Origin of the sequence: Streptomyces sp. NPDC088766 (assembly GCF_044750845.1) — a bacterium.
In the GTDB taxonomy this organism is placed as follows: Bacteria; Actinomycetota; Actinomycetes; order Streptomycetales; family Streptomycetaceae; genus Streptomyces.
Genome location: NZ_JBIVKQ010000037.1, coordinates 1 through 26207, shown reverse-complemented (window position 1 = coordinate 26207; position 26207 = coordinate 1). Strand labels below are relative to the sequence as shown.

General features: G+C 73.6%; 23 protein-coding genes. 13 read left to right on the top strand and 10 right to left on the bottom strand.

Features of this window, described 5'->3' with window-relative positions; all coding sequences use genetic code 11:
• Positions 1 to 25: 25 nt before the first annotated feature.
• Entirely contained in the window at positions 26 to 487 is a 462-nt protein-coding gene (locus ACIP5W_RS33455) for an ATP-binding protein (protein ID WP_401481449.1), read from the bottom strand.
• Between the two features lie 339 nt (positions 488 to 826).
• On the opposite strand from ACIP5W_RS33455, the gene ACIP5W_RS33450 reads away from it, so the two are divergent.
• Together ACIP5W_RS33450 and ACIP5W_RS33445 are read left to right on the top strand one after the other, a co-directional pair.
• A complete protein-coding gene (locus ACIP5W_RS33450; protein WP_401481447.1) occupies positions 827 to 1654 on the top strand; it encodes an enoyl-CoA hydratase family protein in 828 nt (275 codons plus the stop codon).
• The gene (locus ACIP5W_RS33445; RefSeq protein WP_401481445.1) at positions 1639 to 4041 is read left to right on the top strand and encodes a bifunctional salicylyl-CoA 5-hydroxylase/oxidoreductase; all 2403 of its coding nucleotides are present in this window, start codon (positions 1639 to 1641) and stop codon (positions 4039 to 4041) included. The genes ACIP5W_RS33450 and ACIP5W_RS33445 overlap by 16 nt, the downstream gene beginning before the upstream one ends.
• A 13-nt stretch (positions 4042 to 4054) precedes the next feature.
• On the opposite strand, the gene ACIP5W_RS33440 is transcribed toward ACIP5W_RS33445, so the two are convergent.
• Both ACIP5W_RS33440 and ACIP5W_RS33435 read right to left on the bottom strand, forming a co-directional pair.
• On the bottom strand, positions 4055 to 4879 hold the full coding sequence (locus tag ACIP5W_RS33440) for a PaaX family transcriptional regulator C-terminal domain-containing protein (RefSeq protein ID WP_401481443.1): 825 nt from the start codon (positions 4877 to 4879) through the stop codon (positions 4055 to 4057).
• A gap of 15 nt (positions 4880 to 4894) precedes the next feature.
• The gene (locus ACIP5W_RS33435) at positions 4895 to 6499 is read right to left on the bottom strand and encodes an AMP-binding protein (protein WP_401481441.1); all 1605 of its coding nucleotides are present in this window, start codon (positions 6497 to 6499) and stop codon (positions 4895 to 4897) included.
• A gap of 157 nt (positions 6500 to 6656) precedes the next feature.
• Between ACIP5W_RS33435 and ACIP5W_RS33430 the strand changes: the two genes are divergently transcribed.
• Both ACIP5W_RS33430 and ACIP5W_RS33425 read left to right on the top strand, forming a co-directional pair.
• Positions 6657 to 7937 carry an acyl-CoA dehydrogenase family protein gene (locus ACIP5W_RS33430; RefSeq protein ID WP_401481439.1) on the top strand — a complete coding sequence of 427 codons (1281 nt, stop codon included), beginning with the start codon at positions 6657 to 6659 and terminating at the stop codon, positions 7935 to 7937.
• Complete coding sequence (locus tag ACIP5W_RS33425) at positions 7934 to 8335, top strand: RidA family protein (protein WP_401481437.1); 402 nt, start codon at positions 7934 to 7936, stop codon at positions 8333 to 8335. The genes ACIP5W_RS33430 and ACIP5W_RS33425 overlap by 4 nt, the downstream gene beginning before the upstream one ends.
• Here ACIP5W_RS33425 and ACIP5W_RS33420 read toward each other — a convergent pair whose 3' ends face one another.
• Positions 8336 to 8524, bottom strand: coding sequence for a DUF5999 family protein (locus tag ACIP5W_RS33420; RefSeq protein WP_401481435.1), 189 nt, complete (start codon positions 8522 to 8524; stop codon positions 8336 to 8338). It abuts the gene before it with no gap.
• Between the two features lie 225 nt (positions 8525 to 8749).
• Here ACIP5W_RS33420 and ACIP5W_RS33415 point away from each other — a divergent pair, with 225 nt between their 5' ends.
• Complete coding sequence (locus tag ACIP5W_RS33415; protein ID WP_401481433.1) at positions 8750 to 9196, top strand: DUF6299 family protein; 447 nt, start codon at positions 8750 to 8752, stop codon at positions 9194 to 9196.
• A gap of 12 nt (positions 9197 to 9208) precedes the next feature.
• Here the strand turns inward: ACIP5W_RS33415 and ACIP5W_RS33410 are convergent, their stop codons facing one another.
• From ACIP5W_RS33410 to ACIP5W_RS33400, 3 genes are read right to left on the bottom strand one after another with little or no spacing between them, the layout of a single operon-like run.
• Positions 9209 to 10114: a hypothetical protein gene (locus ACIP5W_RS33410; RefSeq protein WP_401481431.1), complete on the bottom strand. Its 906-nt coding sequence runs from the start codon at positions 10112 to 10114 to the stop codon at positions 9209 to 9211.
• Complete coding sequence (locus ACIP5W_RS33405; protein WP_401481506.1) at positions 10111 to 10479, bottom strand: TraR/DksA family transcriptional regulator; 369 nt, start codon at positions 10477 to 10479, stop codon at positions 10111 to 10113. The genes ACIP5W_RS33410 and ACIP5W_RS33405 overlap by 4 nt, the downstream gene beginning before the upstream one ends.
• A 45-nt stretch (positions 10480 to 10524) precedes the next feature.
• Positions 10525 to 10854, bottom strand: coding sequence for a TraR/DksA family transcriptional regulator (locus tag ACIP5W_RS33400; protein WP_401481429.1), 330 nt, complete (start codon positions 10852 to 10854; stop codon positions 10525 to 10527).
• Positions 10855 to 11257: 403 nt separating this feature from the next.
• Here ACIP5W_RS33400 and ACIP5W_RS33395 point away from each other — a divergent pair, with 403 nt between their 5' ends.
• The 6 genes from ACIP5W_RS33395 to ACIP5W_RS33370 all read left to right on the top strand — a co-directional run bounded on the left by ACIP5W_RS33395 (position 11258) and on the right by ACIP5W_RS33370 (position 17571).
• Positions 11258 to 12208: a HAMP domain-containing sensor histidine kinase gene (locus ACIP5W_RS33395; RefSeq protein WP_401481427.1), complete on the top strand. Its 951-nt coding sequence runs from the start codon at positions 11258 to 11260 to the stop codon at positions 12206 to 12208.
• The gene (locus tag ACIP5W_RS33390; protein WP_401481425.1) at positions 12205 to 12873 is read left to right on the top strand and encodes a response regulator; all 669 of its coding nucleotides are present in this window, start codon (positions 12205 to 12207) and stop codon (positions 12871 to 12873) included. Before ACIP5W_RS33395 ends, ACIP5W_RS33390 begins: the two co-directional genes overlap by 4 nt.
• A gap of 135 nt (positions 12874 to 13008) precedes the next feature.
• On the top strand, positions 13009 to 13407 hold the full coding sequence (locus ACIP5W_RS33385; RefSeq protein WP_401481423.1) for a hypothetical protein: 399 nt from the start codon (positions 13009 to 13011) through the stop codon (positions 13405 to 13407).
• Positions 13408 to 13470: 63 nt separating this feature from the next.
• Complete coding sequence (gene secD / locus ACIP5W_RS33380; RefSeq protein WP_401481421.1) at positions 13471 to 15771, top strand: protein translocase subunit SecD; 2301 nt, start codon at positions 13471 to 13473, stop codon at positions 15769 to 15771.
• A 58-nt stretch (positions 15772 to 15829) separates the two neighbouring features.
• A complete protein-coding gene (locus tag ACIP5W_RS33375; RefSeq protein WP_401481419.1) occupies positions 15830 to 16486 on the top strand; it encodes an RNA polymerase sigma factor in 657 nt (218 codons plus the stop codon).
• Positions 16483 to 17571 (top strand): CU044_5270 family protein, encoded by a 1089-nt coding sequence (locus ACIP5W_RS33370; RefSeq protein ID WP_401481417.1) that lies wholly within the window; start codon positions 16483 to 16485, stop codon positions 17569 to 17571. The genes ACIP5W_RS33375 and ACIP5W_RS33370 overlap by 4 nt, the downstream gene beginning before the upstream one ends.
• Positions 17572 to 18442: 871 nt before the next feature.
• Here the strand turns inward: ACIP5W_RS33370 and ACIP5W_RS33365 are convergent.
• From ACIP5W_RS33365 to ACIP5W_RS33355, 3 genes are all read right to left on the bottom strand, one after another.
• Positions 18443 to 19600, bottom strand: a complete 1158-nt coding sequence (locus ACIP5W_RS33365; protein ID WP_401481415.1) for a DUF4765 family protein — start codon at positions 19598 to 19600, stop codon at positions 18443 to 18445.
• Between the two features lie 382 nt (positions 19601 to 19982).
• Positions 19983 to 21512: a helix-turn-helix domain-containing protein gene (locus ACIP5W_RS33360; RefSeq protein WP_401481413.1), complete on the bottom strand. Its 1530-nt coding sequence runs from the start codon at positions 21510 to 21512 to the stop codon at positions 19983 to 19985.
• Positions 21513 to 21576: 64 nt separating this feature from the next.
• On the bottom strand, positions 21577 to 21777 hold the full coding sequence (locus tag ACIP5W_RS33355) for a DUF4236 domain-containing protein (RefSeq protein ID WP_363090398.1): 201 nt from the start codon (positions 21775 to 21777) through the stop codon (positions 21577 to 21579).
• 615 nt (positions 21778 to 22392) lie between these two features.
• On the opposite strand from ACIP5W_RS33355, the gene acnA reads away from it, so the two are divergent.
• Both acnA and ACIP5W_RS33345 read left to right on the top strand, forming a co-directional pair.
• Entirely contained in the window at positions 22393 to 25110 is a 2718-nt protein-coding gene (gene acnA / locus ACIP5W_RS33350; RefSeq protein ID WP_401481411.1) for an aconitate hydratase AcnA, read from the top strand.
• 118 nt (positions 25111 to 25228) lie between these two features.
• Entirely contained in the window at positions 25229 to 25906 is a 678-nt protein-coding gene (locus ACIP5W_RS33345) for a hypothetical protein (protein WP_401481409.1), read from the top strand.
• Positions 25907 to 26207: the final 301 nt, after the last annotated feature.

Genomic DNA, 26207 nt, shown 5'->3' with positions numbered 1-26207 from the left:
TGGCGCCGGCCCCACGGGGCCCGGCTCACACGGGACGCGGGCGTCCCTGCGGCGGAACGACGGCCAGCCGGAACCACACCGCCTTGCCGGTCTCCGTCGGCCGGTGACCGCAGGACGAGCTGAGCGCGCGGATCAGCAGCAGCCCGCGCCCGTGTTCCTGCCACGGGTCGGGCTCCCGGCCGGGGGCCGGACGGGTCAGGTCGCCGGGCGGCACCGGGTCGGGGTCGTGCACCTCGACCTGGCAGCCGGTCGGCAGCAGCCGCACCACCAGCTCTATCGGGTCGTCCCCGGCGGTGTGCTCCACGGCGTTCGCCACCAGCTCGGCGGTCAGCAGCTCCGCCGTGTCGCTGTCCGCCCCGTGCTCCAGCTCCGCCAGCGCCGTGCGGACCAGGGCACGCGCGACCGGCACGGCCGCGGCGGAGTGCGGCAGCGCGATGCGCCAGGACGCGGCGGAGGAGGGGCGTTCGTGCAAGGCGAGTCCGTTCATGGCGCAGGTCCCCGTGTGCGGCATCAGGCGTCCCTGCTTTCGATTCGAGGAATGGTACGGCGGCCTCCGCCGGAGGCCCGGACCGGCCGCCGTACGGGACCGTCCGCCGTACGGCGGACGTCCGTCCCGTCGCCGGTCGGCCTACCCGGCACAACGGCCCCGGGCGCACCCCTGATCCCGTCGTTACCGCGTTGTCGAGGACCGGTGACGCAGGTGACGCGGACCCCTCGCGCGGTGACGCGTCCGTCGCACACCCGCCTGCCTTGTCGCGCGCTCCTGACGACAGTCACATACAGGTGATAACTTCGAGGGTGACCGCTCGTCGAGGAGGCCGCCCTCATGAGTCCCTTCACCGGCTCCGCCGCCCGCACCTCCGACTGGCACCACCTGCGCGTCACCCGCGCCGACGGCGTCGCCACCGTCACCCTCGCCCGCCCCGAGAAGCTCAACGCGCTCACCTTCGGCGCCTACGCCGACCTGCGCGACCTGCTCGCCGAGCTGTCCAGGGAGCGCTCCGTGCGCGCCCTGGTGCTGGCCGGCGAGGGGCGCGGCTTCTGCTCCGGCGGAGACGTCGAGGAGATCATCGGTGCCACCCTCGCCCTGGACACCGCCCAGCTGCTCGACTTCAACCGGATGACCGGCCAGGTCGTCCGGGCGGTACGGGAGTGCCCGTTCCCGGTGATCGCGGCCGTGCACGGGGTGGCCGCCGGAGCGGGCGCGGTGCTGGCCCTGGCCGCGGACTTCCGCGTCGCCGACCCCAGCGCCCGCTTCGCGTTCCTCTTCACCCGTGTCGGCCTCTCCGGTGGCGACATGGGTGCCGCCTACCTCCTGCCCCGCGTCGTCGGCCTCGGCCACGCGACCCGCCTGCTCATGCTCGGCGAACCGGTCCGCGCCGCCGAGGCGGAGCGGATCGGCCTCGTCAGCGAGCTGACGCAGGAGGCCCACGCCGACGAGGCCGCCCACCGCCTCGCCCGCCGCCTGGCCGACGGCCCGGCACTGGCGTACGCCCAGACCAAGGCCCTGCTGACGGCCGAACTCGACATGCCGCTGGCGGCGGCGGTGGAACTGGACGCGGCGACGCAGGCCCTCCTGATGAACGGCGAGGACTACGCGGAGTTCCACGCGGCGTTCACGGAGAAGAGGTCGCCGAAATGGCAGGGGCGTTGAGCACGCCGTCCTCGGGGACGCGACCCGTCACGACGGCGCGGCCCGCCGACGACGGGCCCGCCCGTCCTTCGCGCATCGCGATCATCGGCGGCGGCCCGGGCGGCCTCTACACCGCCGCCCTGCTCAAACGCCGCGCCCCCGACCGCCGGGTCACCCTCTGGGAACGCACCCCCGCCGACCGCACCTTCGGCTTCGGTGTGGTCCTCTCCGACGAGACCCTCGGCGGCATCGAGCACGCCGACCCCGCCGTCCACGACGCCCTGCGGCGGAACTTCGTCCGCTGGGACGACGTGGACGTCGTCCACAGAAACACCCGCCACACCTGTACAGGCCACGGCTTCGCCGCCCTGGGCCGAAAACGCCTCCTGGAGATCCTGCACACCCGCTGCCACGCCCTCGGCGTCGACCTGCGCCACACCGAGGCCCCGCCCGTGGCGCGCCTCGCGCGGACCCACGACCTGGTCGTCGCCGCCGACGGCGTGCACAGCGCCACCCGCGAGACCTACGCCCAGGTGTTCCGCCCCCGGGTCACCACCCACCGCTGCCGCTACCTCTGGCTGGCCGTCGACTTCCCCTTCGACGCCTTCCGGTTCGAGATCGCCGAGACCGAGCACGGCGTGATGCAACTGCACGGCTACCCCTACGCCCGCCCGTCTCCCGACCACCACCCCGCAACGGGGCCCTCCGGGCCGCGGAACCCATCCGGTGCCTCCACCGTCATCGTCGAGATGCGCGAGGAGGTGTGGCACGCGGCCGGGTTCGACCAGGCCACCCCGCGGGAGTCCGTCGAACGCTGCGCCGAGATCTTCGCGGACGCGCTCGGCGGCAGGCCGCTGCGGTCCAACGACTCGGCGTGGACCACGTTCCGCACGGTGGTCAACGAACGCTGGTCCCACAACAACGTGGTGCTGCTGGGCGACGCCGCCCACACCGCCCACTTCTCCGTCGGCTCCGGCACCAAGCTCGCCGTCGAGGACGCCCTGGCGCTGACGGCCTGCCTGGAGGAACAGCCCGACCTGCGCTCGGCGCTGACCGCCTACGAGGAGGAGCGCAAGCCGGTCGTCGCCTCCACCCAGCGTGCCGCCCGCGCCAGCCTGGAATGGTTCGAGAACCTCGCCCTGTACGTCGACCAGCCGCCGCGCCGGTTCGCCTTCAACCTGCTCACCCGCAGCCGCCGCGTCACCCACGACAACCTGCGGCTGCGCGACGCACGCTTCACCGGCGGCGTGGAGCGGGAGTTCGGCTGCCCGCCCGGCACCCCGCCGATGTTCACGCCGCTGCGGCTGCGCGGCCTGACCCTGCGCAACCGGGTCGTCGTCTCCCCGATGGACCTGTACTCCGCGGCCGACGGCGTCCCCGGCGACCTCCACCTCGTCCACCTCGGCGCCCGCGCCCTCGGCGGGGCCGGGCTGGTCATGACGGAGATGGTGTGCGTGTCGCCCGAGGGGCGCATCACACCCGGCTGCACCGGCCTCTACACCGCACGGCAGGCCGAGGCGTGGCGGCGGATCACCGGCTTCGTGCACGAGCGGGCGCCGGGCACCGCGATCGGCGTGCAGCTCGGCCACTCCGGGCGCAAGGGCTCGACCCGGCTGATGTGGGAGGGCATGGACGAGCCCCTGCCGGAGGGCAACTGGCCCGTCGTGGCCGCCTCCCCGCTGCCGTACAAGCCGGGCAGCCAGCTGCCCCGGGAACTCGGCCGGGCCCGACTAACGGATCTGAGGCATCAGTTCGCGGCGGCGGCCGGGCGGGCCGCGCGGGCCGGTTTCGACCTCCTCGAACTGCACTGCGCCCACGGCTACCTGCTGTCCGGATTCCTCTCCCCGCTGACCAACCGGCGCACCGACGCCTACGGCGGCTCGCCGGAACGGCGGCTGCGGTTCCCGCTGGAGGTCTTCGACGCCGTACGGGCCGTGTGGCCGGAGGAACGGCCCATGACCGTACGGATATCCGCGACCGACTGGGCCGACGGCGGGACCACGGCCGAGGACGCCGTCGAGATCGCCCGCGCCTTCGCCGCACACGGAGCCGACGCGATCGACGTCTCCACCGGGCAGGTCGTCGCCGACGAGGCACCGCAGTACGGCCGGTCGTACCAGACGCCGTTCGCGGACCGGATCCGGCACGAGGCGCGGATCCCGGTGATCGCGGTCGGCGCCATCTCCTCCTGGGACGACGTCAACTCGCTGCTGCTGGCCGGGCGCGCGGACCTGTGCGCGCTGGCCCGCCCGCACCTGTACGACCCGCACTGGACCCTGCACGCGGCCGCCGAACAGGGCTACGACGGACCGGGCGCCGTCTGGCCGGCCCCGTACCTGGCGGGCAGCCGGCCACCGCGGACCGGCCGTACGGACGCCCCCAAACCGCGCCTGAAGCTGGAGAGTTGAGGACGGAGGCGGCTCAGGCGTCCGGGAGCAGGCCCGTGAAGGCGGCGCCCGCGTCCCGCAGCCGGTCGTGCAGCCCCCGGAACACCGCCGCCGAGCGCGTCCCCGGCCAGTCACCGGGGAGCAGTCCGGCGGGCAGGCCGGGGTCGGCGTAGGGCAGATGACGCCAGGCGTCCAGGGCGAGCAGGTAGTCGCGGTACGCCTCCTCCGCGGGGGTGTCCGGGCGCCGCTCCCAGGCCCGCAGCACGTGCGCGTGGCGGTCGAGGAACGCCTCGTGCTCCTTGGCGACGGCCGCCAGGTCCCACCAGCGGCCGACGGCCTCGACGGTCGGCGCGAAACCGAGGTGCTCGCCGCGGAAGAAGTCCACGTAGCCGTCCAGTCGCAGCCGTTCCAGGGTGTGCCGGGTCTCGTCGTACAGCCGGGCCGGGGCGATCCACACGCCGGGGGCGGCCGTGCCGAAGCCGAGGCCGGCCAGCCGGGAACGCAGCACGTGCCGCTTCTGCCGCTCCGACTCCGGCACCGAGAACACCGCCAGCACCCAGCCCTCGTCCTCGGGCGGGGCGGTGGCGTAGATGCGCCGGTCGCCGTCCTCCAGCAACTGCCGTGCCTCCGCCGACAGTTCGTACCCGGCGGCGCCCTGCGGGGTGCGGGCGGGCAGCAGCAGGCCGCGTCGTTTCAGCCGGGACACCGAGGAGCGCACGGACGGCGCGTCGACGCCGACCGCGGCGAGCAGCCGGATCAGTTCGGCGACGGGCACCGGGCCCGGCGCGAAGCGGCCGTACGCGCCGTAGAGCGTGACGATGAGGGACCGAGGTGCGGGCTGGTCGGACACGTTGATCATCTTAGGTCGTCGGCATCACTGCTGGTCACCATCGGTGTCACCGGTGGGGCGCAGCCGGAAGCGCTGGAGTTTGCCGGTCGCGGTGCGCGGCAGCGCGTCCAGGAACACGATCTCGCGCGGACACTTGTACGGCGCCAGCTCCGTCTTGAGGAAGGCCCGCAGCGCCTCCGCGTCCGGGCGCGCCCCGGCCCGCAGGACGGCGAACGCCACCACCACCCGGCCGCGCGCCTCGTCGGGCCGCCCGACGACCGCCGTCTCGACGACGTCGGGATGCCGCAGCAGCGCGTCCTCCACCTCGGGGCCCGCGATGTTGTACCCGGCGGAGACGATCATGTCGTCGGCGCGGGCCACGTACCGGAAGTAGCCGTCCGCCTCGCGGACGTAGGTGTCGCCGGTGACGTTCCACCCGTTGCGCACGTACTCCCGCTGCCGGGGGTCGGCGAGGTAGCGGCAGCCCACCGGGCCGCGCACGGCGAGCAGTCCGGGCAGGCCGTCGGGGACGGGGTCGCCGTCGTCGTCCTGCACCCGCGCCTGCCAGCCCGGCACGGGGACGCCCGTGGTGCCCGGCCGGATCCGCCCGTCGGCCGCGGAGATGAAGATGTGCAGCAGCTCGGTGGCCCCGATCCCGTTGATCAGGCGCAGCCCGGTCCGCTCGTGCCAGGCCCGCCAGGTGGCCGCGGGCAGGTTCTCGCCGGCGGAGACACAGCGGCGCAGCGACGAGACGTCGTGCCCGTCGAGGTCGCCGAGCATCGCCCGGTAGGCCGTGGGCGCGGTGAACAGCACGGACACCCGGTGCTCGGCGACCGCCGCCAACAGCTGCCGCGGACCGGCCTGTTCGAGCAGCAGGGCGCTCGCGCCGGCCCGCATCGGGAAGACCAGCAGGCCGCCGAGACCGAAGGTGAAACCGAGCGGGGGACTGCCCGCGAACACGTCGTCGGCGCGCGGCGCCAGCACGTGCCGGGAGAAGGTGTCGGCGATCGCCAGCACGTCCCGGTGGAAGTGCAGGCACCCCTTGGGCCGGCCGGTGGTGCCCGAGGTGAAGGCGATCAGCGCCACGTCGTCGGCGGCGGTGTCCACGGCCGGGAACGGGCCGGCGGGCGCCCGCCGGTTCAGCAGGTCGTCGGGCGCGGCACCGCCGTACACCGCGATCCGCAGCCCCGGTATCCCCGCCTCGGCGAGGTCGTCCACGGACCGGATGTCGCACAGGGCGTGCCCCACCCGGGCGATCGCGCACATCGTGCGCAGCTCCTGCGGGCGCTGCTGCGCCAGCACGGTGACCGCGATCGCGCCCGCCTTCAGCACCGCCAGCCAGCAGGCCGCCAGCCACGGCGTGGTCGGCCCGCGCAGCAGCACCCGGTTGCCCGGTACGACGCCCAGCTCGCCGGTGAGGACGTGCGCCAGCCGGTCGACGCGGGCACGCAGCTCCCCGTACGTCCAGGGCGGCCCCGCCGGGGTGCGGAACACCGGCCGCCCGGGGGCGCCGCCGGCGAGCAGCTCGGCGGCGGCGTTCAGCCGTCCGGGGTAGCGCAGCTCCGGCAGGTCGAAGCGCAGCCCGGGCCACTGACCGGGCGGCGGGAGGTGGTCGCGCGCGAAGGTGTCGACGTGGGCCGAGGCGTGCATGGCGGGTCGCCCCCTTGCCTTGGTGGGCGCCCGGGAGCGCCGTGGCGGGCGTGACGGTGGGCTCGCGCACCGAGCGTATCGCGTTGGTGACGGCAGTCAATGGTTCGCGATACCGTGAGAGCGGCAGAGCCGAGGCCATCGGCGGAGAGGGGCGGCGATGCCCGCATTCTCGCTCGAACCGGCACAGACCGTCTGGTGCGCCGAACTGCGCACCCTGGCCGCCGACCGGCTGCGCCCGCTCGCGGAGAAGGGCCAACCCGGCCGGATCAACCGGCCCCTCCTCGCCGAACTCGGCCGACTGGGCCTGCTCGCCCGCCTGTTCACCTCCGGCGCCCTCGACCTCTGCCTGATGCGCGAATCCCTCGCCCAGGCCTGCACCGAGGCCGAGACCGCCCTCGCCCTCCAGGGCCTCGGCGCGCACCCCGTCCACGCGCACGGCAGCCGCGACCAGCGGGAGCGCTGGCTGCCCCGCGTCACCGACGGCAGCGCCGTCGCCGCCTTCGCGCTCAGCGAGCCGGGGGCGGGCTCGGACGCGGCCGCGCTCTCCCTCACCGCGGAGCCCGACGGCGCCGACGGCTGGCGCCTGACCGGCGGGAAACGCTGGATCTCCAACGCCCCCGAAGCCGACTTCTACACCGTCTTCGCCCGCACGACACCCGGAGCGGGCGCCCGCGGCGTCACCGCCTTCCTGCTCCCCGCCGACCGCCCCGGCCTCACCGGCACCGCCCTCGACATGCTCTCCCCGCACCCCATCGGCGCCCTCGCCCTTGACGCCGTCCCGGTCACCGGGGCCGACCTGCTCGGCGAACCGGACCGCGGCTTCCGCGTGGCCATGTCCACCCTCAACCTCTTCCGGCCCAGCGTCGGAGCCTTCGCCGTCGGCATGGCCCAGGCCGCCCTCGACGCCACCCTGACCCACACCGCGCGCCGGGACGCCTTCGGCGGCAAGCTGAGGGACCTCCAGACGGTCGCCCACCAGGTCGCCGAGATGTCCCTGCGCACGGAGTCGGCCCGCCTGATGGTGTACGCCGCCGCCACGGCGTACGACACCGGCGCGCCGGACGTGCCGCGCCGCGCCGCCATGGCGAAACTCCTCGCCACCGAGACCGCCCAGTACGTCGTCGACACGGCCGTCCAGCTCCACGGCGCCCGCGCCCTGCGCCGGGGCCACCTGCTGGAACACCTGTACCGCGAGGTACGGGCACCAAGGATCTACGAGGGGGCGAGCGAGGTGCAACGCGCGGTCATCGCCAAGGAGTTGTACATGGAGGCGGATCGTACGGCGCCGGATCGTACGGCGTCGGATCGTACGGCGTCGGATCGCGCGGCGCCGGGTCGCGCGGTTGCGGATCCCGCGGGGCCCGGTCGTACGGCGCCGGATCGAGCGGCGGCGGGCGAGGGCGGTCCCTCGCAGCCCGGACCGGAGGGCGTCCGGTGACCGCCGAGCGCGTCAACCCGCCGGAGCTGTCACCGCCGGCCGGCTTCTCGCACGCGGTCGTCGCGACCGGCTCCCGGCTGGTGTTCCTGGCCGGCCAGACCGCGCTGGACGCCGGCGGAAAGGTGGTCGGCGACTCGCTGCCCGACCAGTTCGCCCGCGCCCTGGCCAACCTCCTGACCGCCCTCGCGGCGGCCGGCGGCACCCCGGCGGACCTCGCACGCGTCACCGTGTACGTCACCGACGTCGCCGCGTACCGGGCCTGCGCACCCGAACTCGGCCGCCTGTGGCGGGACTCGGCGGGCCGGGACTATCCCGCCATGGCGGTCGTCGGGATCGTACGGCTGTGGGACGAGGAGGCCCTCGTCGAGCTGGACGGGTTCGCCGTCCTCGGGGACTGATCAGGCGGCGACGGCGAGCCGTTCGTCCGGCACGCGGTGCGGGGCCACGACGCGGCCGTCGGGCAGCAGCTCGCCGGAGTCGTCGAAGACGATCGTGCCGTCGCACAGCAGGGTCCAGCCCTGCTCGGGGCGGGCCGCGACGACGTGTGCGTGGTCGGCCGTGGGGCTCGTTGTCGGGTGGGTACACATGGCGCACCTCCACGTCGGTGGGGCCACCGGGCGGTGGGCCCCGTCGGACCGACCATGCGCCCGCGCGAGGCACCGCCGCCAGGGTCCGCCGGGGAGTGTGACAGCACCAGGACAACTCGCGGACCGTTCGCCGACGCACGGTGCGGACTCGCCACCGAAGGAGTGACGTCACGGTCGCGGACCCGGCCTCCCGGTACCAGTGGAGACCCCTACCAGGAGGTCTTCATGCCTTTCCGCCCCGTCCTGCGCCCCGTCCTGACCGCGGCCGCCGGTGCCGCCCTGCTCCTGCCGGCCGCGCCCGCGGTGGCCGCGCCCGCGGCCGCCGACCCGTCCGAGAGCGTGACCGTCGACCCGGTCGGCCGGATCGCCGCCGACGGCACCGTCACCCTCACCGGCACCTACCGCTGCGTCGGCAGCTCAGGCCCCGTCTTCGTCAGTTCCTCCGTCGGACGGAAGGACTCGACCACCCGGTACGGCATCGGCGGCACCCGTGCCGTCTGCGACGGCGCCGTGCACCGCTGGGTGAACACGGGCAGGCCCGCGCCGGACCCGATCGCGCCCGGCGCGGTCCGTGTCGAGGCCACCCTGACGGAACTGCGCCCGGCGGGCCTCCTGCCGCTGCCGTACTTCCACGCGGCGGGCGCGCAGGACGTCACGCTGACGACGAGCTGACGTCGCCCGCCGTCAGCGGGGCCGGGGCGTCCCGGCCCCCGCGACGCCTGCGGCCGAGGGGTGGGTGTGCGCGGCCCGCAGGAGTTCCGCGGCACCCCGTACGGCCGCGGTGTGCGGGGCGGGCACCGGGCGGACCGGGGCGTGCAGGCGGCCGGTCAGCCGGTAGGGGATCTCGGGCCGCGACGCACCTCCGCCGGCCAGCAGGACACCGCGCCGCAGGGCGTCGAGCGTCTGCGGCGTGCGGTCCTCCTCCAGCATCGCGGTCACCATGGCGGTGACCGCGTCGACGAGGAGGGCGGCCGGTGGGGCGGCCGGCGGGGCTGCCGGTGGGACGGTGCCGTCGCCGCCGGCCGTGCTCACCGGGACGCCGTCGCCGCCGGCCGTGCCCGGCGCGCCGCCGGCCACGTCGCCCGTCCCCAGCGCGGCACCGCGGGCGTCGACCACCGCCCCGTCCGCCAGCAGGACGACCTCCGTGAGGCGGGCGCCGAGGTCCACGACGAGCAGCGGCCGGGACAGGTCGGCCCGCGCGGCCACGGCGACGGCACGTGCGGTGGGGACGGTGAGCACGGCACGCGGGCGCAGCACGTCGACGGCGGCGCGGACCCGGTCCCGGTGGGCGACACCGTCCAGGACGGGCCCGCTCACGATGACCAGGGGGCGGCCGCGGCCGCCCCCCGCCCCGTGGTCGCCGAACAGCCGGTCGAGCAACCGTGCCGTACCGGCGCTGTCGACGCCGCCCCGCCGAGGTGGTGCCCCGGTCCCGGAGCCGGCCGCGGTGGGGACGTCGAGGATCGTGCCCCGGTCGGACGTCCAGGCCCGCGTACGGGCGCCGCCCACGTCGAGGGCGAGGCCGTAGCACTGCCGGCACAGCGGCCACGGCCGGTGCCGGCCAAAGCCGCGACGGACCGCGGGGATCACCGGCCCGCCTCCCTGACCTGGCGGCAACGGGCACAGTGGCGGGCCTGCGGCACGATCGCCAGCAGCTCGCGGGCGATGGGCCGTCGGCACAGGCGGCAGGAGCCGTAGCGGCCCTCGTCCATGCGGCGCAGCGCCGCCTCCACGTCGGCGAGGACCATACGGGCGGAGGCGGCGAGCTGGGCCCCGACCTCGGCCTGGGCGGCGGCCCGCCGCCCGCCGGGCCCGTCGCCGGGGGCGGCGGACGTGAGCTGCTCGATCTGTTCGCGGCGGAACCGCAGCTGCTCGTGCAGGTTCTCGCGGAGCGCGGCGAGGTCCTCCGCGGACAGGGCCGGGGCACGCTCGCCGATGGTCCGGTGGTTCACGATGTCACCCCTCGGTCAGGGCAGGACGGGAAACGGAGACGCGCGGGATCAGACGCTGTGACGCTGGCAGGCGACGCAGAACCGCGTGTACGGCAGGATCTCCAGGCGTTCGGCGGGCACCGGCCGGGAGCAGCCCGCACAGGTGCCGTAACTGCCGTCCGCGACGCGTGCGAAGGCCGCCTCGATCTCGGTGAGCACGCGCCGGACGGCGTCCTTCTGCGCGGCCGTCACCTGGTCCGTCACCTCCTGCCCGGCCTCGTCGAGGGCCCGCAGCTGGGTCAGCCGCGCGTTGCGCTCGTGCTCGAGACGCTGACGGGCCTCGTGCGTCGTCAGACGCTCGGGACGGCCTTCGGTGGGGGGCGTGTCGAGCGACGACATGGCGGGACCTCTTCCTCGGACGGCTCGGCGGGGGAGCGGTCCGGTGGTGGTCGCCGCTCCTTCTCCACCGTCGCCGACGCGCCGCGCCCTGCCTATCGGGCGCAGTACCCATCCGCAGCCGCACGCGCTGCCTCTCGAGGGCCGCCGCCCCGGCTGGCGCGCACGTCGGGAAATGGGCATCAGAGCCCATCGACGCGGCGGCGGACAGCGCGCACGCTGTTCGGAGGGCCGGCCGGTCCGCGTCCCGCGTCTCACGCGCGCGGGCGCGCCCGGGCCCTGTCGTCACCTCCCCGCCGTCCGCCCGCAGGGCGAGTGGGAGGGTGACGACGGGCCCAGCGGCCCCGACGACGAGACCGACCGTACGAAGCGTGTTCCTGCGATCCCTGCGAAAGGCGCGATCCCGATGTCCCTGTTCTGGCGGATCTTCGGGCTGAACGCGGTGGTGCTGGGCATGGCCACCGCGTTGCTGCTGTGGGCCCCGGTCACCGTCTCCGTGCCGGTCCTGCTGACCGAGGCCGTGATCCTGGTCGGCGGCATGCTGGTCATGCTGGTCGCCGACGCCGCCCTGCTGCGGCTCGCGCTGGCCCCCCTCGACCGGCTCACCCGTCTGATGACCACGGTCGACCTGCTGCGCCCAGGCCAGCGGCTGCCCGCGCACGGCCTGCGCGAGGTCGCCGACCTCATCCGCACCTTCAACGCCATGCTCGACCGGCTGGAGAGCGAGAGGGCGGCGAGCAGCGGCCGTGTGCTGCTCGCGCAGGAGGCCGAACGGCGCCGTATCGCCCAGGAACTGCACGACGAGGTGGGGCAGACGATGACCGCGATCCTGCTCTCGCTGAAGCGGGCGGCGGACGAGGCGGACGAGCCCCTGCGGGGCGAACTCCAGCAGGCCCAGGAGATCACCCGGGGAAGCCTGGACGAAGTGCGCCGCCTGGTACGCCGGCTGCGCCCGGGGGTGCTGGACGACCTCGGCCTGGTCAGCGCCCTGACCTCGCTCACCACCGAGTTCGCCGCCCACACCGGACTGCGCGTCCTGCGCCGGTTCGACGCGGACCTGCCGGCCCTCGACCCGCAGACGGAGCTGGTGCTGTACCGGGTCGCCCAGGAGAGCCTGACCAACGCGGCCCGCCACGCCGGGGCCGGCCGGGTCGAGGTGAGCCTGTCCCACGCGGACGGCTCGCTGCTGCTGGCCGTCGCCGACGACGGCCACGGAACCGGCATCGCGCACGAGGGCGCCGGCATCCGGGGGATGCGTGAGCGGGCGCTGCTCGTGGGGGCCACCCTGGACATCGTCTCCCAGCCGGCCGGCACCCAGGTCCGGCTGACCGTGCCCGCCGAGAAGAAGGTGCCATGACCACCCCGACCGACCCGTCCCCGATCCGCATCCTCCTCGCCGACGACCACGCCCTGGTGCGTCGCGGAGTACGCCTCATCCTCGACCGGGAACCCGACCTCGAGGTCGTCGCCGAGGCCGGGGACGGCGCCGAGGCCATCGCCCTGGCGCGGGCCCACGACATCGACCTGGCCGTACTGGACATCGCCATGCCCCGGATGACCGGCCTCCAGGCGGCCCGCGAACTCGCCGCGCTGAGGCCGGGCCTGCGCATCCTGATGCTGACCATGCACGACAACGAGCAGTACTTCTTCCAGGCGTTGAAGGCCGGGGCCGGCGGATACGTCCTCAAGTCCGTGGCCGACCGCGACCTGGTCGCCGCCTGCCGGGCCGCCGTGCGCGACGAACCCTTCCTCTACCCCGGCGCGGTCACCGCCCTCGTGCGCAACTACCTCGACCGCGTCCGGCACGGCGAGGAACCCCCGCAACGGGTGCTGACCGCGCGCGAGGAGGAGGTCCTCAAGCTCGTGGCGGAGGGCAACACCTCCAAGGAGATCGCGGAGACGCTGTTCATCAGCATCAAGACCGTCCACCGCCACCGGGCGAACCTCCTGCACAAACTCGGCATGCGCGACCGGCTGGAACTCACCCGGTACGCCATCCGCGCGGGCCTCATCGAACCCTGAACCGGCCCGCACGGCACGAAGCAGGCCGCCCGCACGGCACGAAGCAGGCCGCCCGTACGTCGAAGAGGAGAGCGGCCGCCCGCACGGAGGCAACCCGAACCGGCCGCACGGAAACGAGGAGAGGGGGGACGGCACATGACGTGCTCCGCGCGTCCCGTCCCCCGTGGCGGGCCCCGCCCGGCGGCAACGGCGGCCGCCCTGCTCACCGCCCTCCTCGTCGTCCTCGCCACCCTCCTCGTCCCGGCCGCCCACCACGGCCCTCACCTCCATGCCCCGCACAGCGTCTCCGGGGGCGTCGAGGCGGGCGGCGCCCCCGTCGCCGACGACACGCCGCCCGCCGTCCGCACGGCAGCGGCCCGCGTCCACGGCGACCTCCCCGCCCCGCCGCCCCCGGCCGGCCTCACGCCCCGGGACCCGGCCGACACCGCTTCGCCGGGAACCCCGGCCCCGCCGACGGCCGTACCTCCGCCCGTCCGCCCGCGACCGGCGGACGGTCACCCCCTGCGCGCCCCGCCCCCTCCTCCAGGCGCCTGACATCCCCTCTTCTTCCTTCACCGCGGCCCCGCCCGGGCCGCGGCACGCCTGCCGGAGGCCCGCTTGACCCGCGCCCAGCGCATCCGAGGGCTGCTCGCCCTCGCCGTCGTCGCCCTGTCCCTGTACGTCGCCGTGACCGTGCCCGTCCACCTCGGGCTCGACCTGCGCGGCGGCACCCAGATCGTGCTGGAGACCCGCCCCACCGACACCGACACCGCCGACGCAGACACCGACGACACCGTCGACCGCACCGTGGAGGTGCTGCGCGGCCGCGTCGACGCGCTCGGTGTCGCCGAACCCACCATCGTCCGCTCCGGCGACGACCGCATCGTCGTCGAACTCCCCGGCGTCCAGGACCCGGCGGAGGCGGCGCAGGTACTGGGCCGCACCGCTCAGCTGACCTTCCACCGGGTACTGGGTACGGGGACGGGGGCCGCGTCCGAGACCGCGCCCGAAGCCGGACCCGACCCCACCCCCACCTCCGATCCGCGACCCGACCCCACCCGTCCGCGCGTCCTGCCCGACGAGTCCGGCCGGCCGCTGCGCCTCGGCGCGGCCGCGCTGACCGGCAGCCACGTGGAGAAGGCCGCCGCCCGGTTCGACCAGCAGGGCGGCGCGGGCTGGCACGTCACCGTCGACTTCGAGGACGCGGGCCGCGACCGCTGGGCCCGCCTGACCGGCGAGGCGGCGTGCCGGCCGGCGGGGGACCCGGCCCGCCGGGTGGCGATCGTCCTCGACGACAGGATCATCTCCTCACCGCAGGTCGACCCCTCGGTGGACTGTGGCGTCGGCATCGACGGCGGCTCCACGATGATCAACGGCGCCTTCGACGACGGCGACGCCCGCGAACTCGCCCTGCTCGTCAACGGCGGCGCCCTGCCCGTACCGGTCGAGACCGTCGAGCAGCGCACCGTCGGCCCCACCCTCGGCGCGCAGGCCGTCACCGCCGGCGCCCGGGCCGCCGCCGTCGGCAGCGCGCTGACCGCCCTGTTCGTCATCGTCGTCTACCGGCTGCTGGGCGTCCTGGCCGCCACGGCCCTGGTCTGCTACGGCCTGATCTCCTACGCCGCCCTGGCCGCCCTCGGCGCCACCCTCACCCTGCCCGGACTGGCCGGGTTCGTCCTGGCCATCGGCATGGCGGTGGACGCCAACGTGCTCGTCTTCGAGCGAGCCCGGGAGGAGTACGCGGTGCGCCGGCGGCCCACCCCGCGCTCGGCCCTGGCCGCCGGCTTCCGCAACGCCTTCAGCGCGATCGCCGACTCCAACATCACCACCCTCATCGCCGCCGGACTGCTGTTCCTCCTCGCCTCGGGCCCCGTCCGCGGCTTCGGCGTCACCCTCGGCATCGGCGTCCTCGCCTCGATGGTCAGCGCGCTGGTCGTCACCCGCGCGCTCGCCGACCTCGCCGTGGCCCGCCCGGGCCCGCGCCGCCGGCCCCACTTGACGGGCATCGCGCACACCGGCGCCGTCCGCGACCGGCTCGCCCGCAGGGACCCGCACCTGATGCGCAGTCCCCGCCGGTGGCTGGCCGTCTCCGCCGCCGCACTGGTCCTCGCCGGAACCGGAATCGCCCTGCGCGGCCTCGACCTCGGCATCGAGTTCACCGGCGGCCGCCAGATCGAGTACGCCACCTCCACCGCGGTCGACCCCGACCGGGCCCGCGCCGCCCTGGCCGACGCCGGTTTCCCGCGGGCCGTCGTGCAGACCTCCGGCGAGAACCGGCTCACCGTCCGGATCGGCCGGTTGAGCGACGCGCAGGCGGACGCCGTCGGCGCGGCCGTCGGCGAACTGACGGGCCGCGCGGACGAACTCCGCGACGAGGCCATCGGCCCCAGTCTCGGCGCGGAACTGCGCCGGGGGGCGCTCATCGCGCTCTCCGTCGCCCTCGGCGCCCAACTCGTCTACCTGGCGGCCCGGTTCCGCCTGCTGCTCGGCACGGCCGCCGTCGCCGCCCTCGCGCACGACGTCGTGATCCTCGTCGGCGTCTTCGCCTGGCTCGGCAAACCTGTCGACGGCGTCTTCCTGGCCGCGCTCCTCACCGTCATCGGCTACTCCGTCAACGACTCCGTCGTCGTCTTCGACCGCGTCAGGGAACTGGCCCGGCGCGCGGACAAGGGGCGCACCGCTCCCTTCCGCCGCGTCGCCGACCGGGCGCTCGTGCAGACCCTGCCCCGCACGGTCAACACCGGGACGGGCGCCGCGCTCGTCCTCACCGCGCTGGCGGTGTTCGGTGGCGACTCCCTCACCGACTTCGCCCTGGCCCTGCTCGTCGGCCTCGCCGTGGGAACGTACTCCTCCATGTTCACGGCGATGCCGCTGGCCGTCGTGCTCCATGAACGCCGCCCGGGAACACGGCCGTTGTGACACAGGTCACGGGAAGGGGGCGGGGGGTGCCGGACAGCTCATGGAGGTGAGCACTGATATGCGTACCCGGGTACGGGCCGGGGACCCCACCGCCTTCGCGGAGCTGTTCGACAGCTGGGCGAAGACGGTCTACAACCATGCCTTCCGGCTGACCGCCGACTGGTCGACGGCCGAGGACGTCATGGCCGCGACCTTCATGGAGGCGTGGCGGCTGCGCGACAGGGTCGACCCCGAGGGCGGCTCGCTGCGGCCGTGGCTGCTCGGGATCGCCACCAACACCGCCCGCAACCAGTACCGCAGCAACCGCCGGTACCGGGCGGCGGCGAACGCGGCCGCGGCGGCCGAACTGTCGGTTCCCGACCACGCCGAGGAGGTGGCCGACCGGGTCGACGACCGGCGGCGCCTCGCGCGGGCGCTGACCGCGCTGGCGGGCCTGCGCCGGACGGAGCGCGAGGTGGTGACGCTGTGCCTGGGGGAGGGGCTGGACTACGGGGCAGCCGCGGAGGCCCTCGGGATCCCGGTCGGCACCGTCGCGTCCCGCCTGTCCCGGGCGCGCAAGAAGCTGCGTTCCCTCACCGCGGACGCCCCGGCGGGACCCGTGGCGGGTGCCGCGCCGAAATCTCCCCCCGGAAAACGGGAAGGGGGCCGCCCCGGCCGACAGACAAGAGATGACCACGCACCCGTGGTCCGGCCCGCGCAGGGAGGAAACCGATGAACGCGAACACGCCCCGGCAGAGTCCGGCCGAGCGGGAAGAGGACAGCACCCTCTTCTCCCGGACGGCGCGTGACCTGCCGTCGGGCCGTCACCAGTTCCACAAGGAGCGTCTGATGGCCCAGATCCACGACGAACAGCGCACGGCTGCCCAGGCACCGGCCCCCGCCCCGGCCGCGGGCCGGGCATGGTGGCAGCGGCTGCCGCGTCCGGCGATCACCCTGCCGGCGACGGCGGCCCTCGTGGCCGCGGCGGTCGTCGCCGCCGTGGTGACCTCCGGTGCCCCCGCGGACCAGGGTGTCGCGACCGGACCGGCCCTGACCACGCCGATCGGCGCCGCGAGCGCCAAGGGAGTACCGCAACTGCTCGACCGGATCTCGCTGGCGGCCGCCGAGGCCTCCCACCCGGAGGTCAAGCCCGGCCAGTTCGTCTACATCGAGTCCAAGGCCGCCGAGACCTTCCTGAAGACCGTCAACGGCAAGACGTCCCTGGCGAGCCACGAACTGCACCGACGCCAGGTGTGGATGTCCCCGGACGGAACCAAGGGCTGGCTGATCGACCCCTCCGTCAACGACAGCCCCGAGGGCGAGACCCTCAGCCTCCCCGACGAACAGGGCAACACCCCGAAGGCCAACCTCAACGCCCCGTCGTACGACTACCTGTCCAAGCTGACCACCGACCCCGACGCCCTCCTCGCCAAGATCTACAAGGAGACCGAGGGCCAGGGGAACACCCCCGACCAGGAGGCCTTCACCACCATCGGCGACCTCCTCGGCGAGAGCTACCCGCCGGCGGAGCTGTACTCCGCCCTGTTCCGCACCGCCGCGAAGATCCCCGGCGTCGTCGTCGTCCAGGACGCCGTGGACGCGGTGGGCCGGCACGGCGTGGCGGTGGCCCGGCTCGACGAGACCAGCGGGCAGCGAGAGGAGTGGATCTTCGACCCGAAGACGTACGTCTTCCTGGGCGAGCGCACGGTCCAGGTGGAGGAGCGGACCGGCGAGGACGCCCTGATCAAGCCCGGCACGGTCACCTTCACCAGCGCCGTCATCGAACGGGCGGTGGTTGACGGCATGAAGCAGATGCCGTAACGGTCCCCTGCACGCACACCCCGGCCCCGATGCCTGGCCCGGTGCCCCGCGCACCGAAGCCCTGCCGCCCGAAAGGGACGGCAGGGCTCTCGCGCACCGACGGCCGTGCCGCCCACCGGAAGTCATCGGTGGGCGGCACGCGGACGGTTCGGACGGCGTCCAGTTCCCTGCGGCGCCCCGATCCCGGTACGCCGCGTCCGCCGCCCGGCGCCGATCCGTGACGCTGCCCAGCCGGCCCGGAACGGGCACTGCGTGATCGGGAGCGGCAGGAGCCGCCGGGACGGTCCTGGACGAGGACACCCGGGCGCGCTTCGTGCCGGAGGTGGACAGCCTGCGCACGGTGTACGGGCCGTTTCGCGGCCTTCGTCGCGGCCTTCGTGGGGGCCGACGCGGACGCCGACCCGCCCTGGCTCGCGGTGGAGCACGTCCCCGGACCGGGTCTGCGGACCCTTGTCACCGAGCACGGCCCGCTGCCGCTCGCCGAGACCGCCGACGACACCCCGCACAACGGCGACAGGCGGTCCTGCGCCGACCTGATCTCCCTGCTCCACCCGGCCGCCACCGGCGGGAACTGCACCGGGCACGCTCGCTGCTCTTCGTCGCGGCGACCCGCGCCCGGGACGCGCTCGCCATCACCTGGCACGGCGAACCGAGCCGCTTCCTGACCCCGCTGCCTCCACCCCGGAGCGACAGGTGAGACGAGTCCAGGGACGGACTCCTGCTGTTCCGGGGGACCGGCAAAGGGCGGCACGGGGTCGGGGACGTGCCTCTCTGTTCATGGACGGCGACCCGTGCCCGACGCGGTGGCCCGGCCACCCGTCGACACCCTCGACCGCCCCCGCCCTGCCGGCGGGCGGGGGAGCCGGCCGATTCAGGACGCGTTCGCGGTGCGTCGGCCGGAACTCTGCTGGCGTGTGCGGTCGACGATGTCCACCACGATGAGCGGCGCCTTCGGGTTCGCGATCCAGCCTTCCTCGCTGGAGCTGCCCTTGGACAGGTACTTCGCGGCGATATAGACGACGACCAGCGCGTTCCGGAAGCTGAAGCCTTCGGCCACCCCTGTGTGCGTGGTGAACTCAGGCAGCTGACCGCCGTGCCCCACCTGGGACCGGCTGCTCGCGCTGCTCGGCGCGCCGACACTCGGGTCTGGCGTCCTTCCCCCCGCGCTTCCCTTGCTCGCCATCTTGCTGGCGGTGGCCAGGCCGGTGCCGCGCCAGAGGTAGACCCCGTGCTCGGATCCCTCCTCGACCATGCTTGCCACGGTCGCGTAGTCCGTGGGAGGAGTCAGATTCCCGATCAACGTGTCGAAGTTGTCGTCGTCCGAGTCGTAGTTGTCGCTGTCCGGGTCACGCTCCGTTTTCGAGGTCGTGTAGCGGGCCCGTTGCACGGACGTCTCCGCCTCGGACGACCTGCTCGTCTCCTCCGGCTTCGCCCGCTGCACAGCGGGGACGGGCTGCGACATGACCCGTGAGGCGTTGGCCTCGGCCGCTTTTTCGAAGCGGTCGCTCGGATCGCTGACCTTGAGGCCGTCGCCTCCGACGGTTCCGGCGACCGGTCCCGAGCGCTGCTGGATCACGTGCGTGAGTTCATGGGCCAGCGTGTGGTCGTCACCGCCGTCCTTGCCTATGACGACATGATTGCCCGAGGTCCAGGCCCGGGCGCCGAGGTCTGCGGTCGAACGCTGGGCCACAGCGTCGGTGTGCACCTTGACATCGGAGAAGTCGGCCCCCAGCCGGGCTTCCATCTCCCTGCGTTTGCCGGATTCGAGCGGGCGGCCGGCCGAACGCAGGACCTCCTCGGCAGCGGAACGCTGTACCGGCCGGTGCCCGCAGCCCTCACGGTGCTGGTGCTCCTCCTCGGCTCGCTGGGCAGCCAGCAACTGCACCACGGCGGCGTTGCCGACACTGCGCTGCAGAGCCATCAGCCCCCCGGACGAACCGGCCGCCGCTGTCGTCCGGGACGGCACCGGTTTCGGTGGCGTCCGCGCCGGAGACCGAGGGGACGTGCGGGCCTTGTCGTCGTGGCGCATCGGTGAGGACCTCTCCTTGGCTTGCCGGGAACTCCACCATGCCCGACCACAACGTGAAACCGCCTTACGCGGATACTGCTCCATGGCGCAACGACCTTGCCCTTATGGGCAGCCACCGTTGCCCATGGGGTTGCTCGACTCGCCGACCGGCGCGCTCGGTCACACCGGACCGGCTGGTCCGCGCCCGCTCGCGTGTGCCTTGAGCGGGTGGGACCGCCCCCCCCCGAAGCCGGGAGACCGCGCCTCCCGGACGGTCCGGCCGACACGGCCGACACGGCCGACACGGCCGATGCGGCTCTGCGCGCAGCGGAAGCCGAACCCCTCCCGGCTCACCTGTACGCAGGTGATGGAGTGGGTTCGGCGCCGCTGTTCCTGAAGGCCTTCAGATGTCCCGGAAGATCTCGATCTGCGCCCCGATCGAGTTCAGCCGCTCGGCCAGGTCCTCGTAACCCCGGTTGATGACGTAGACGTTGCGCAGCACGGAGGTGCCCTCCGCCGCCATCATCGCCAGCAGGACGACCACCGCGGGCCGCAGGGCCGGCGGGCACATCATCTCGGCGGCGCGCCAGCGGGTGGGGCCCTCGACCAGGACCCGGTGCGGGTCGAGGAGCTGGAGCCGGCCGCCGAGGCGGTTGAGGTCGGTGAGGTAGATCGCGCGGTTGTCGTAGACCCAGTCGTGGATGAGGGTCTTGCCCTGGGCGACGGCCGCGATGGCCGCGAAGAACGGCACGTTGTCGATGTTCAGGCCGGGGAACGGCATCGGGTGGATCTTGTCGATCGGCGCCTCCAGCTTGGAGGGCCGCACGGTCAGGTCCACCAGGCGGGTACGGCCGTTGTCCGCGGAGTACTCGGGCGTACGGTCGTGGTCGAGGCCCATCTCCTCCAGGACCGCCAGCTCGATCTCCAGGAACTCGATCGGCACCCGGCGCACCGTCAGCTCCGACTCCGTGACGACGGCGGCGGCCAGCAGGCTCATCGCCTCGACCGGGTCCTCGGAGGGGGAGTAGTCCACGTCGACGTCGATGTCCGGCACGCCGTGCACGGTGAGCGTGGTGGTGCCGATGCCCTCGACCGCGACGCCGAGCGCCTCCAGGAAGAAGCAGAGGTCCTGGACCATGTAGTTGGAGGAGGCGTTGCGGATGACGGTCACCCCGTCGTGCCGGGCGGCGGCCAGCAGCGCGTTCTCGGTGACGGTGTCCCCGCGCTCGGTCAGCACGATCGGACGGTCCGGGCGGACGGCGCGGTCGACGACGGCGTGGTACTGCCCCTCCGTCGCGGCGATGTCCAGCCCGAACCGGCGCAGCGCGATCATGTGCGGCTCGATGGTCCGGGTGCCGAGGTCGCAGCCGCCGGCGTACGGCAGCATGAAGCGGTCCGTGCGGTGCAGCAGCGGGCCGAGGAACATGATGATCGAGCGGGTGCGCACGGCGGCCTCGGCGTCGATGGCCGCCATGTCCAGTTCGGCCGGCGGCACGATCTCCAGGTCGACGCCCTCGTTGATCCAGCGCGTGCGGACCCCGATCGAGTTCAGCACCTCCAGGAGGCGGTAGACCTCCTCGATGCGGGCGACCCGGCGCAGCACCGTGCGCCCCCGGTTCAGCAGGGAGGCGCACAGCAGTGCCACGCACGCGTTCTTGCTCGTCTTCACGTCGATGGCGCCGGACAGCCGTCGGCCGCCCACGACGCGCAGGTGCATCGGCCCCGCGTAGCCCAGTGAGACGATCTCACTGTCCAGGGCTTCACCGATTCGAGCGATCATCTCAAGGCTGATGTTTTGGTTCCCGCGCTCGATGCGGTTGACGGCGCTCTGGCTGGTTCCGAGCGCCTCGGCCAGTTGCGCCTGTGTCCAGCCACGGTGTTGCCGGGCGTCACGGATGAGCCTGCCGATGCGTACGAGGTAGTCGTCTGCCATGAGGCTGAGGTTATCTCAGATATGAGATCGCGCCTCTTGGGGGGTCCGTTCGGGTGACGCCTCGTCAACGTCGCTTGGCGGTACGCGTACGACGCCACCCGAAAGGTCCGGGCAAATCCATCGATGTCGTACGACGTCCGGTGCTGCTGTGGGTGTGGCGCGGGCCGTGCGAGCCGCCGCCGGTGGTGATGGACCACGAGCGCTTGTTGATGTTCAGGCGCACCCCCGGAAGGATGCGGAAGCTCTTGCGGAAAGTGAGGGGCATCGGGGTCTCCTTCTCGTCGGTGCGTCGGGAGCGCTCCGCGGGTGCGCCGGGAACGCTCCGCTTCCGTCTACCCCCGCTCGGCCGGGGTATGGCCGTCGCGCGGCCGGGCTGACGCACCGGCAGCTGACGTGCCGTCGGGCGTCCGGCGGGCGAGGACGGGCGACCCGGCGGCCGCCCTCGCCGGCGGGGTCGCCGCTCCGTCCGAAGGCGTGCCCGGTGGCCGCTGCTCCGGCCGGAGGTGCGCCCGGTGGCTGCCCCGCGGTCCGGGGGCGAAGCCGAGTGGTTCCCCCTCCGGCTCCGGCGGGCGTGAGTCGGGACGGTCACCGCGTCGGCCGGACGGTCACCGCGGCGGCCTTCCGGCCGCCGCTCCCGCCGGGGCTTCGCCGTCCGTCACCCCGGCCTCGATGTCGGGAAGGTTCCGTGACGCGGCGGGCCCGGGCATGACCAACCAGCCCCCATGTACTAGAGTTATCTCGACATCGAGATATCTGCCGAGGCGCACCGCAGCCGCCACTCGAGTAAGGGTGACCTAACTTAGCCTGTCCTAAGCGGATCGGCCAAGTCCGCGTGACGGCAGGATGCGGTGGTACGCGCACATCAATGAAGGAGACTGTCGTGTCGGCGAACAGCTTCGACGCCCGCAGCACGCTGCAGGTGGGCGACGAGTCGTACGAGATCTTCCGGCTGGACAAGGTCGAGGGCTCCGCGCGCCTTCCCTACAGCCTGAAGGTGCTGCTGGAGAACCTGCTCCGCACGGAGGACGGCGCGAACATCACCGCCGACCACATCCGCGCCCTCGGCAACTGGGACTCGCAGGCCCAGCCCTCCCAGGAGATCCAGTTCACGCCGGCCCGCGTGATCATGCAGGACTTCACCGGCGTGCCCTGTGTCGTCGACCTCGCCACCATGCGTGAGGCCGTCAAGGAGCTGGGCGGCGACCCGGCGAAGGTCAACCCGCTCTCCCCGGCCGAGCTGGTCATCGACCACTCCGTCATCGCCGACAAGTTCGGCACCAACGACGCCTTCGCGCAGAACGTCGAGCTGGAGTACGGCCGCAACAAGGAGCGCTACCAGTTCCTGCGCTGGGGCCAGACCGCCTTCGACGACTTCAAGGTCGTCCCGCCCGGCACCGGCATCGTCCACCAGGTGAACATCGAGCACCTGGCCCGCACGGTCATGGTCCGAGGCGGCCAGGCCTACCCCGACACCCTGGTCGGCACCGACTCGCACACCACCATGGTCAACGGCCTCGGCGTCCTCGGCTGGGGCGTCGGCGGCATCGAGGCCGAGGCCGCGATGCTCGGCCAGCCTGTCTCCATGCTCATCCCGCGCGTCGTCGGCTTCAAGCTGACCGGCGAGCTGCCGGCCGGCACCACCGCCACCGACCTGGTCCTCACGATCACCGAGATGCTGCGCAAGCACGGCGTCGTCGGCAAGTTCGTCGAGTTCTACGGCGAGGGCGTCGCCGCCACCTCCCTGGCGAACCGCGCCACCATCGGCAACATGTCGCCGGAGTTCGGCTCCACCGCCGCGATCTTCCCGATCGACGACGAGACCCTGAAGTACCTCAAGCTCACCGGCCGTTCCGAGCAGCAGGTCGCGCTCGTCGAGGCGTACGCCAAGGAGCAGGGCCTCTGGCTGGACCCGAAGGCCGAGCCGGACTTCTCCGAGAAGCTCGAGCTGGACCTGTCCACCGTCGTCCCCTCGATCGCCGGCCCGAAGCGCCCGCAGGACCGCATCGTCCTCGCCAAGGCCGCCGAGCAGTTCACGACGGACGTGCGCAACTACGTCGACGAGGTCGACGAGGCCGGCAAGGAGTCCTTCCCGGCCTCCGACGCCCCGGCCATCCACCCCGACGGCGCCCCGTCCAACCCGGTCACCGTGACCGCCCCCGACGGCTCGACGTACGAGATCGACCACGGTGCGGTGACGGTCGCGGCCATCACCTCCTGCACCAACACCTCCAACCCGTACGTCATGGTCGCCGCCGCGCTCGTCGCGAAGAAGGCCGTGGAGAAGGGTCTGACCCGCAAGCCCTGGGTCAAGACCACCCTCGCTCCGGGTTCGAAGGTCGTCACCGACTACTTCGACAAGGCGGGCCTGACCCCGTACCTCGACAAGGTCGGCTTCAACCTCGTCGGCTACGGCTGCACCACCTGCATCGGCAACTCCGGCCCGCTGCCGGAGGAGGTCTCCAAGGCCGTCAACGACCACGACCTCGCGGTCACCTCGGTCCTCTCCGGCAACCGGAACTTCGAGGGCCGGATCAACCCCGACGTCAAGATGAACTACCTGGCCTCCCCGCCGCTGGTCGTCGCGTACGCCCTCGCCGGCTCCATGAAGGTGGACATCACCAAGGACGCCCTGGGCATCGACCAGGACGGCAACCCGGTCTACCTGAAGGACATCTGGCCCTCCGAGGCCGAGGTCAACGACGTCGTGGCGAACGCCATCGGCGAGGACATGTTCAACAAGTCCTACCAGGACGTCTTCGCGGGTGACGCCCAGTGGCAGTCCCTGCCGATCCCGACCGGCAACACCTTCGAGTGGGACCCGCAGTCGACGTACGTCCGCAAGCCCCCGTACTTCGAGGGCATGACGATGGAGACCACCCCGGTCTCCGACATCACGGGCGCCCGCGTCCTGGCCAAGCTGGGCGACTCGGTCACCACCGACCACATCTCCCCGGCCGGCGCCATCAAGGCCGACACCCCGGCCGGCAAGTACCTCACCGAGCACGGTGTGGAGCGTCGTGACTTCAACTCCTACGGCTCCCGCCGGGGCAACCACGAGGTCATGATCCGCGGCACGTTCGCCAACATCCGCCTGCGCAACCAGATCGCGCCGGGCACCGAGGGCGGCTACACCCGCGACTTCACGGTCGAGGGCGCGCCGGTGTCGTTCATCTACGACGCCTCGCGCAACTACATCGAGCAGGGCATCCCGCTGGTCGTCCTGGCCGGCAAGGAGTACGGCTCCGGCTCGTCCCGCGACTGGGCCGCCAAGGGCACCGCGCTCCTCGGCGTCAAGGCCGTCATCGCCGAGTCGTACGAGCGCATCCACCGCTCGAACCTCATCGGCATGGGCGTCCTGCCGCTCCAGTTCCCGGAGGGCGCCTCCGCGGCCTCCCTCGGCCTGACCGGCGAGGAGACCTTCTCCTTCACCGGCGTCGAGGAGCTGAACAACGGCACCACCCCGCGCACGGTCAAGGTCACCACCGACACCGGCGTCGAGTTCGACGCGGTCGTCCGCATCGACACCCCCGGTGAGGCCGACTACTACCGCAACGGCGGCATCATGCAGTACGTGCTGCGCAGCCTGATCCGCAAGTAACCGGCCGGCGGTCCGGCAGGCGTGCGAGGGCCGTTCCCCCGGTGACGGGGGTGCGGCCCTTCGCCGTGCCGTGAGCCGCACCGACGTTGCCCCCGGGGGCCGTTGATACGGTCCGGCCATGCCTGAAACACACGGAGCGAGCGGCTCCTCCGCAACCGGCGGATCCGTCACCGCGGCCGACGTCGAGCACGCCGTCCGGCTGGCCGTGGCCACCCTGCGGGGAGCGAAGGCACCGGACTGGGAAGCCAGGGCCGGCAGCCTGGAGTGGGACTGCTGGGAGACCGTCGAGCACCTCGCCGACGACCTGTTCTCCTACGCCGCCCAACTGGGCCCGCGGAACCCGCCGTCGGACACCCACGTGCCGTTCGTGTGGAGCCGGAGGAGGCCGGGCGGTCCGGCCAATGTCGTCTTCGCCGACCGTGCCGCCGGCCCGGCGGGCCTGTTGCAGGTCCTGGAGGCGTGCGGCGCGCTGCTCGCGGCCGTCGTGCGCACCACGCCGCCGACGGTACGGTCGCACCACGTCTTCGGCGCGGCCGATCCGGAGGGCTTCGCCGCGATGGGCGTCGTCGAGACGCTGGTGCACCTGCACGACGTCGCCGAGGGACTCGGCCTCGCCTGGACACCCGACGACGCCCTGTGCGGCCGGGTGCTGAACAGGCTCTTCCCGAACGCCCCCACGGACACCCCCCGGTGGCCCACCCTCCTGTGGGCCACCGGCCGCACGGACCTCCCGGACCACCCCCGCCTCACCCGATGGCGCTGGTACGGCACACCCGCCCACGAGAGACAACGGTGACGCGTCCGCCGCCTCCGCGTCCCGGCCGGACCTCGGTTTCGTGAAGTGACGCCGATTCCGTTTACAAGTCGGCTCTCCGGCGCTACGTTGCGCCACAGGTGAGGTGGGAGCGCTCCCACCCGGTGGACCGGAACCCGCCGGGGGCGCTCCCGCCTCAACCCTCCTCCGTCGCCCCACCGCGGACCCGCTCGCGCCGCAGCGGCCGTGCCGGTCCGGTGGGGGGGGGGGGGGGGGGCCCCCCCCCCCCCCCCCCCCCCGCGCCGCCCCCCCCCCACAGCCCCCCGGCCCCCCCCCGGCCGGG

Bases quoted from the DNA above. Each gene is read 5' to 3' on its own strand.
- ACIP5W_RS33385 (WP_401481423.1), top strand. From the start codon at position 13,009: ATGACGTGCTCCGCGCGTCCCGTCCCCCGTGGCGGGCCCCGCCCGGCG.
- ACIP5W_RS33420 (WP_401481435.1), bottom strand. From the start codon at position 8,524: ATGTGTACCCACCCGACAACGAGCCCCACGGCCGACCACGCACACGTC.
- ACIP5W_RS33390 (WP_401481425.1), top strand. From the start codon at position 12,205: ATGACCACCCCGACCGACCCGTCCCCGATCCGCATCCTCCTCGCCGAC.
- ACIP5W_RS33450 (WP_401481447.1), top strand. From the start codon at position 827: ATGAGTCCCTTCACCGGCTCCGCCGCCCGCACCTCCGACTGGCACCAC.
- ACIP5W_RS33375 (WP_401481419.1), top strand. From the start codon at position 15,830: ATGCGTACCCGGGTACGGGCCGGGGACCCCACCGCCTTCGCGGAGCTG.
- ACIP5W_RS33365 (WP_401481415.1), bottom strand. From the start codon at position 19,600: ATGCGCCACGACGACAAGGCCCGCACGTCCCCTCGGTCTCCGGCGCGG.
- ACIP5W_RS33435 (WP_401481441.1), bottom strand. From the start codon at position 6,499: ATGCACGCCTCGGCCCACGTCGACACCTTCGCGCGCGACCACCTCCCG.
- ACIP5W_RS33430 (WP_401481439.1), top strand. From the start codon at position 6,657: ATGCCCGCATTCTCGCTCGAACCGGCACAGACCGTCTGGTGCGCCGAA.
- ACIP5W_RS33395 (WP_401481427.1), top strand. From the start codon at position 11,258: ATGTCCCTGTTCTGGCGGATCTTCGGGCTGAACGCGGTGGTGCTGGGC.
- ACIP5W_RS33455 (WP_401481449.1), bottom strand. From the start codon at position 487: ATGAACGGACTCGCCTTGCACGAACGCCCCTCCTCCGCCGCGTCCTGG.
- ACIP5W_RS33345 (WP_401481409.1), top strand. From the start codon at position 25,229: ATGCCTGAAACACACGGAGCGAGCGGCTCCTCCGCAACCGGCGGATCC.
- ACIP5W_RS33440 (WP_401481443.1), bottom strand. From the start codon at position 4,879: ATGATCAACGTGTCCGACCAGCCCGCACCTCGGTCCCTCATCGTCACG.
- ACIP5W_RS33360 (WP_401481413.1), bottom strand. From the start codon at position 21,512: ATGGCAGACGACTACCTCGTACGCATCGGCAGGCTCATCCGTGACGCC.
- ACIP5W_RS33415 (WP_401481433.1), top strand. From the start codon at position 8,750: ATGCCTTTCCGCCCCGTCCTGCGCCCCGTCCTGACCGCGGCCGCCGGT.
- ACIP5W_RS33400 (WP_401481429.1), bottom strand. From the start codon at position 10,854: ATGTCGTCGCTCGACACGCCCCCCACCGAAGGCCGTCCCGAGCGTCTG.
- ACIP5W_RS33355 (WP_363090398.1), bottom strand. From the start codon at position 21,777: ATGCCCCTCACTTTCCGCAAGAGCTTCCGCATCCTTCCGGGGGTGCGC.
- ACIP5W_RS33445 (WP_401481445.1), top strand. From the start codon at position 1,639: ATGGCAGGGGCGTTGAGCACGCCGTCCTCGGGGACGCGACCCGTCACG.
- ACIP5W_RS33370 (WP_401481417.1), top strand. From the start codon at position 16,483: ATGAACGCGAACACGCCCCGGCAGAGTCCGGCCGAGCGGGAAGAGGAC.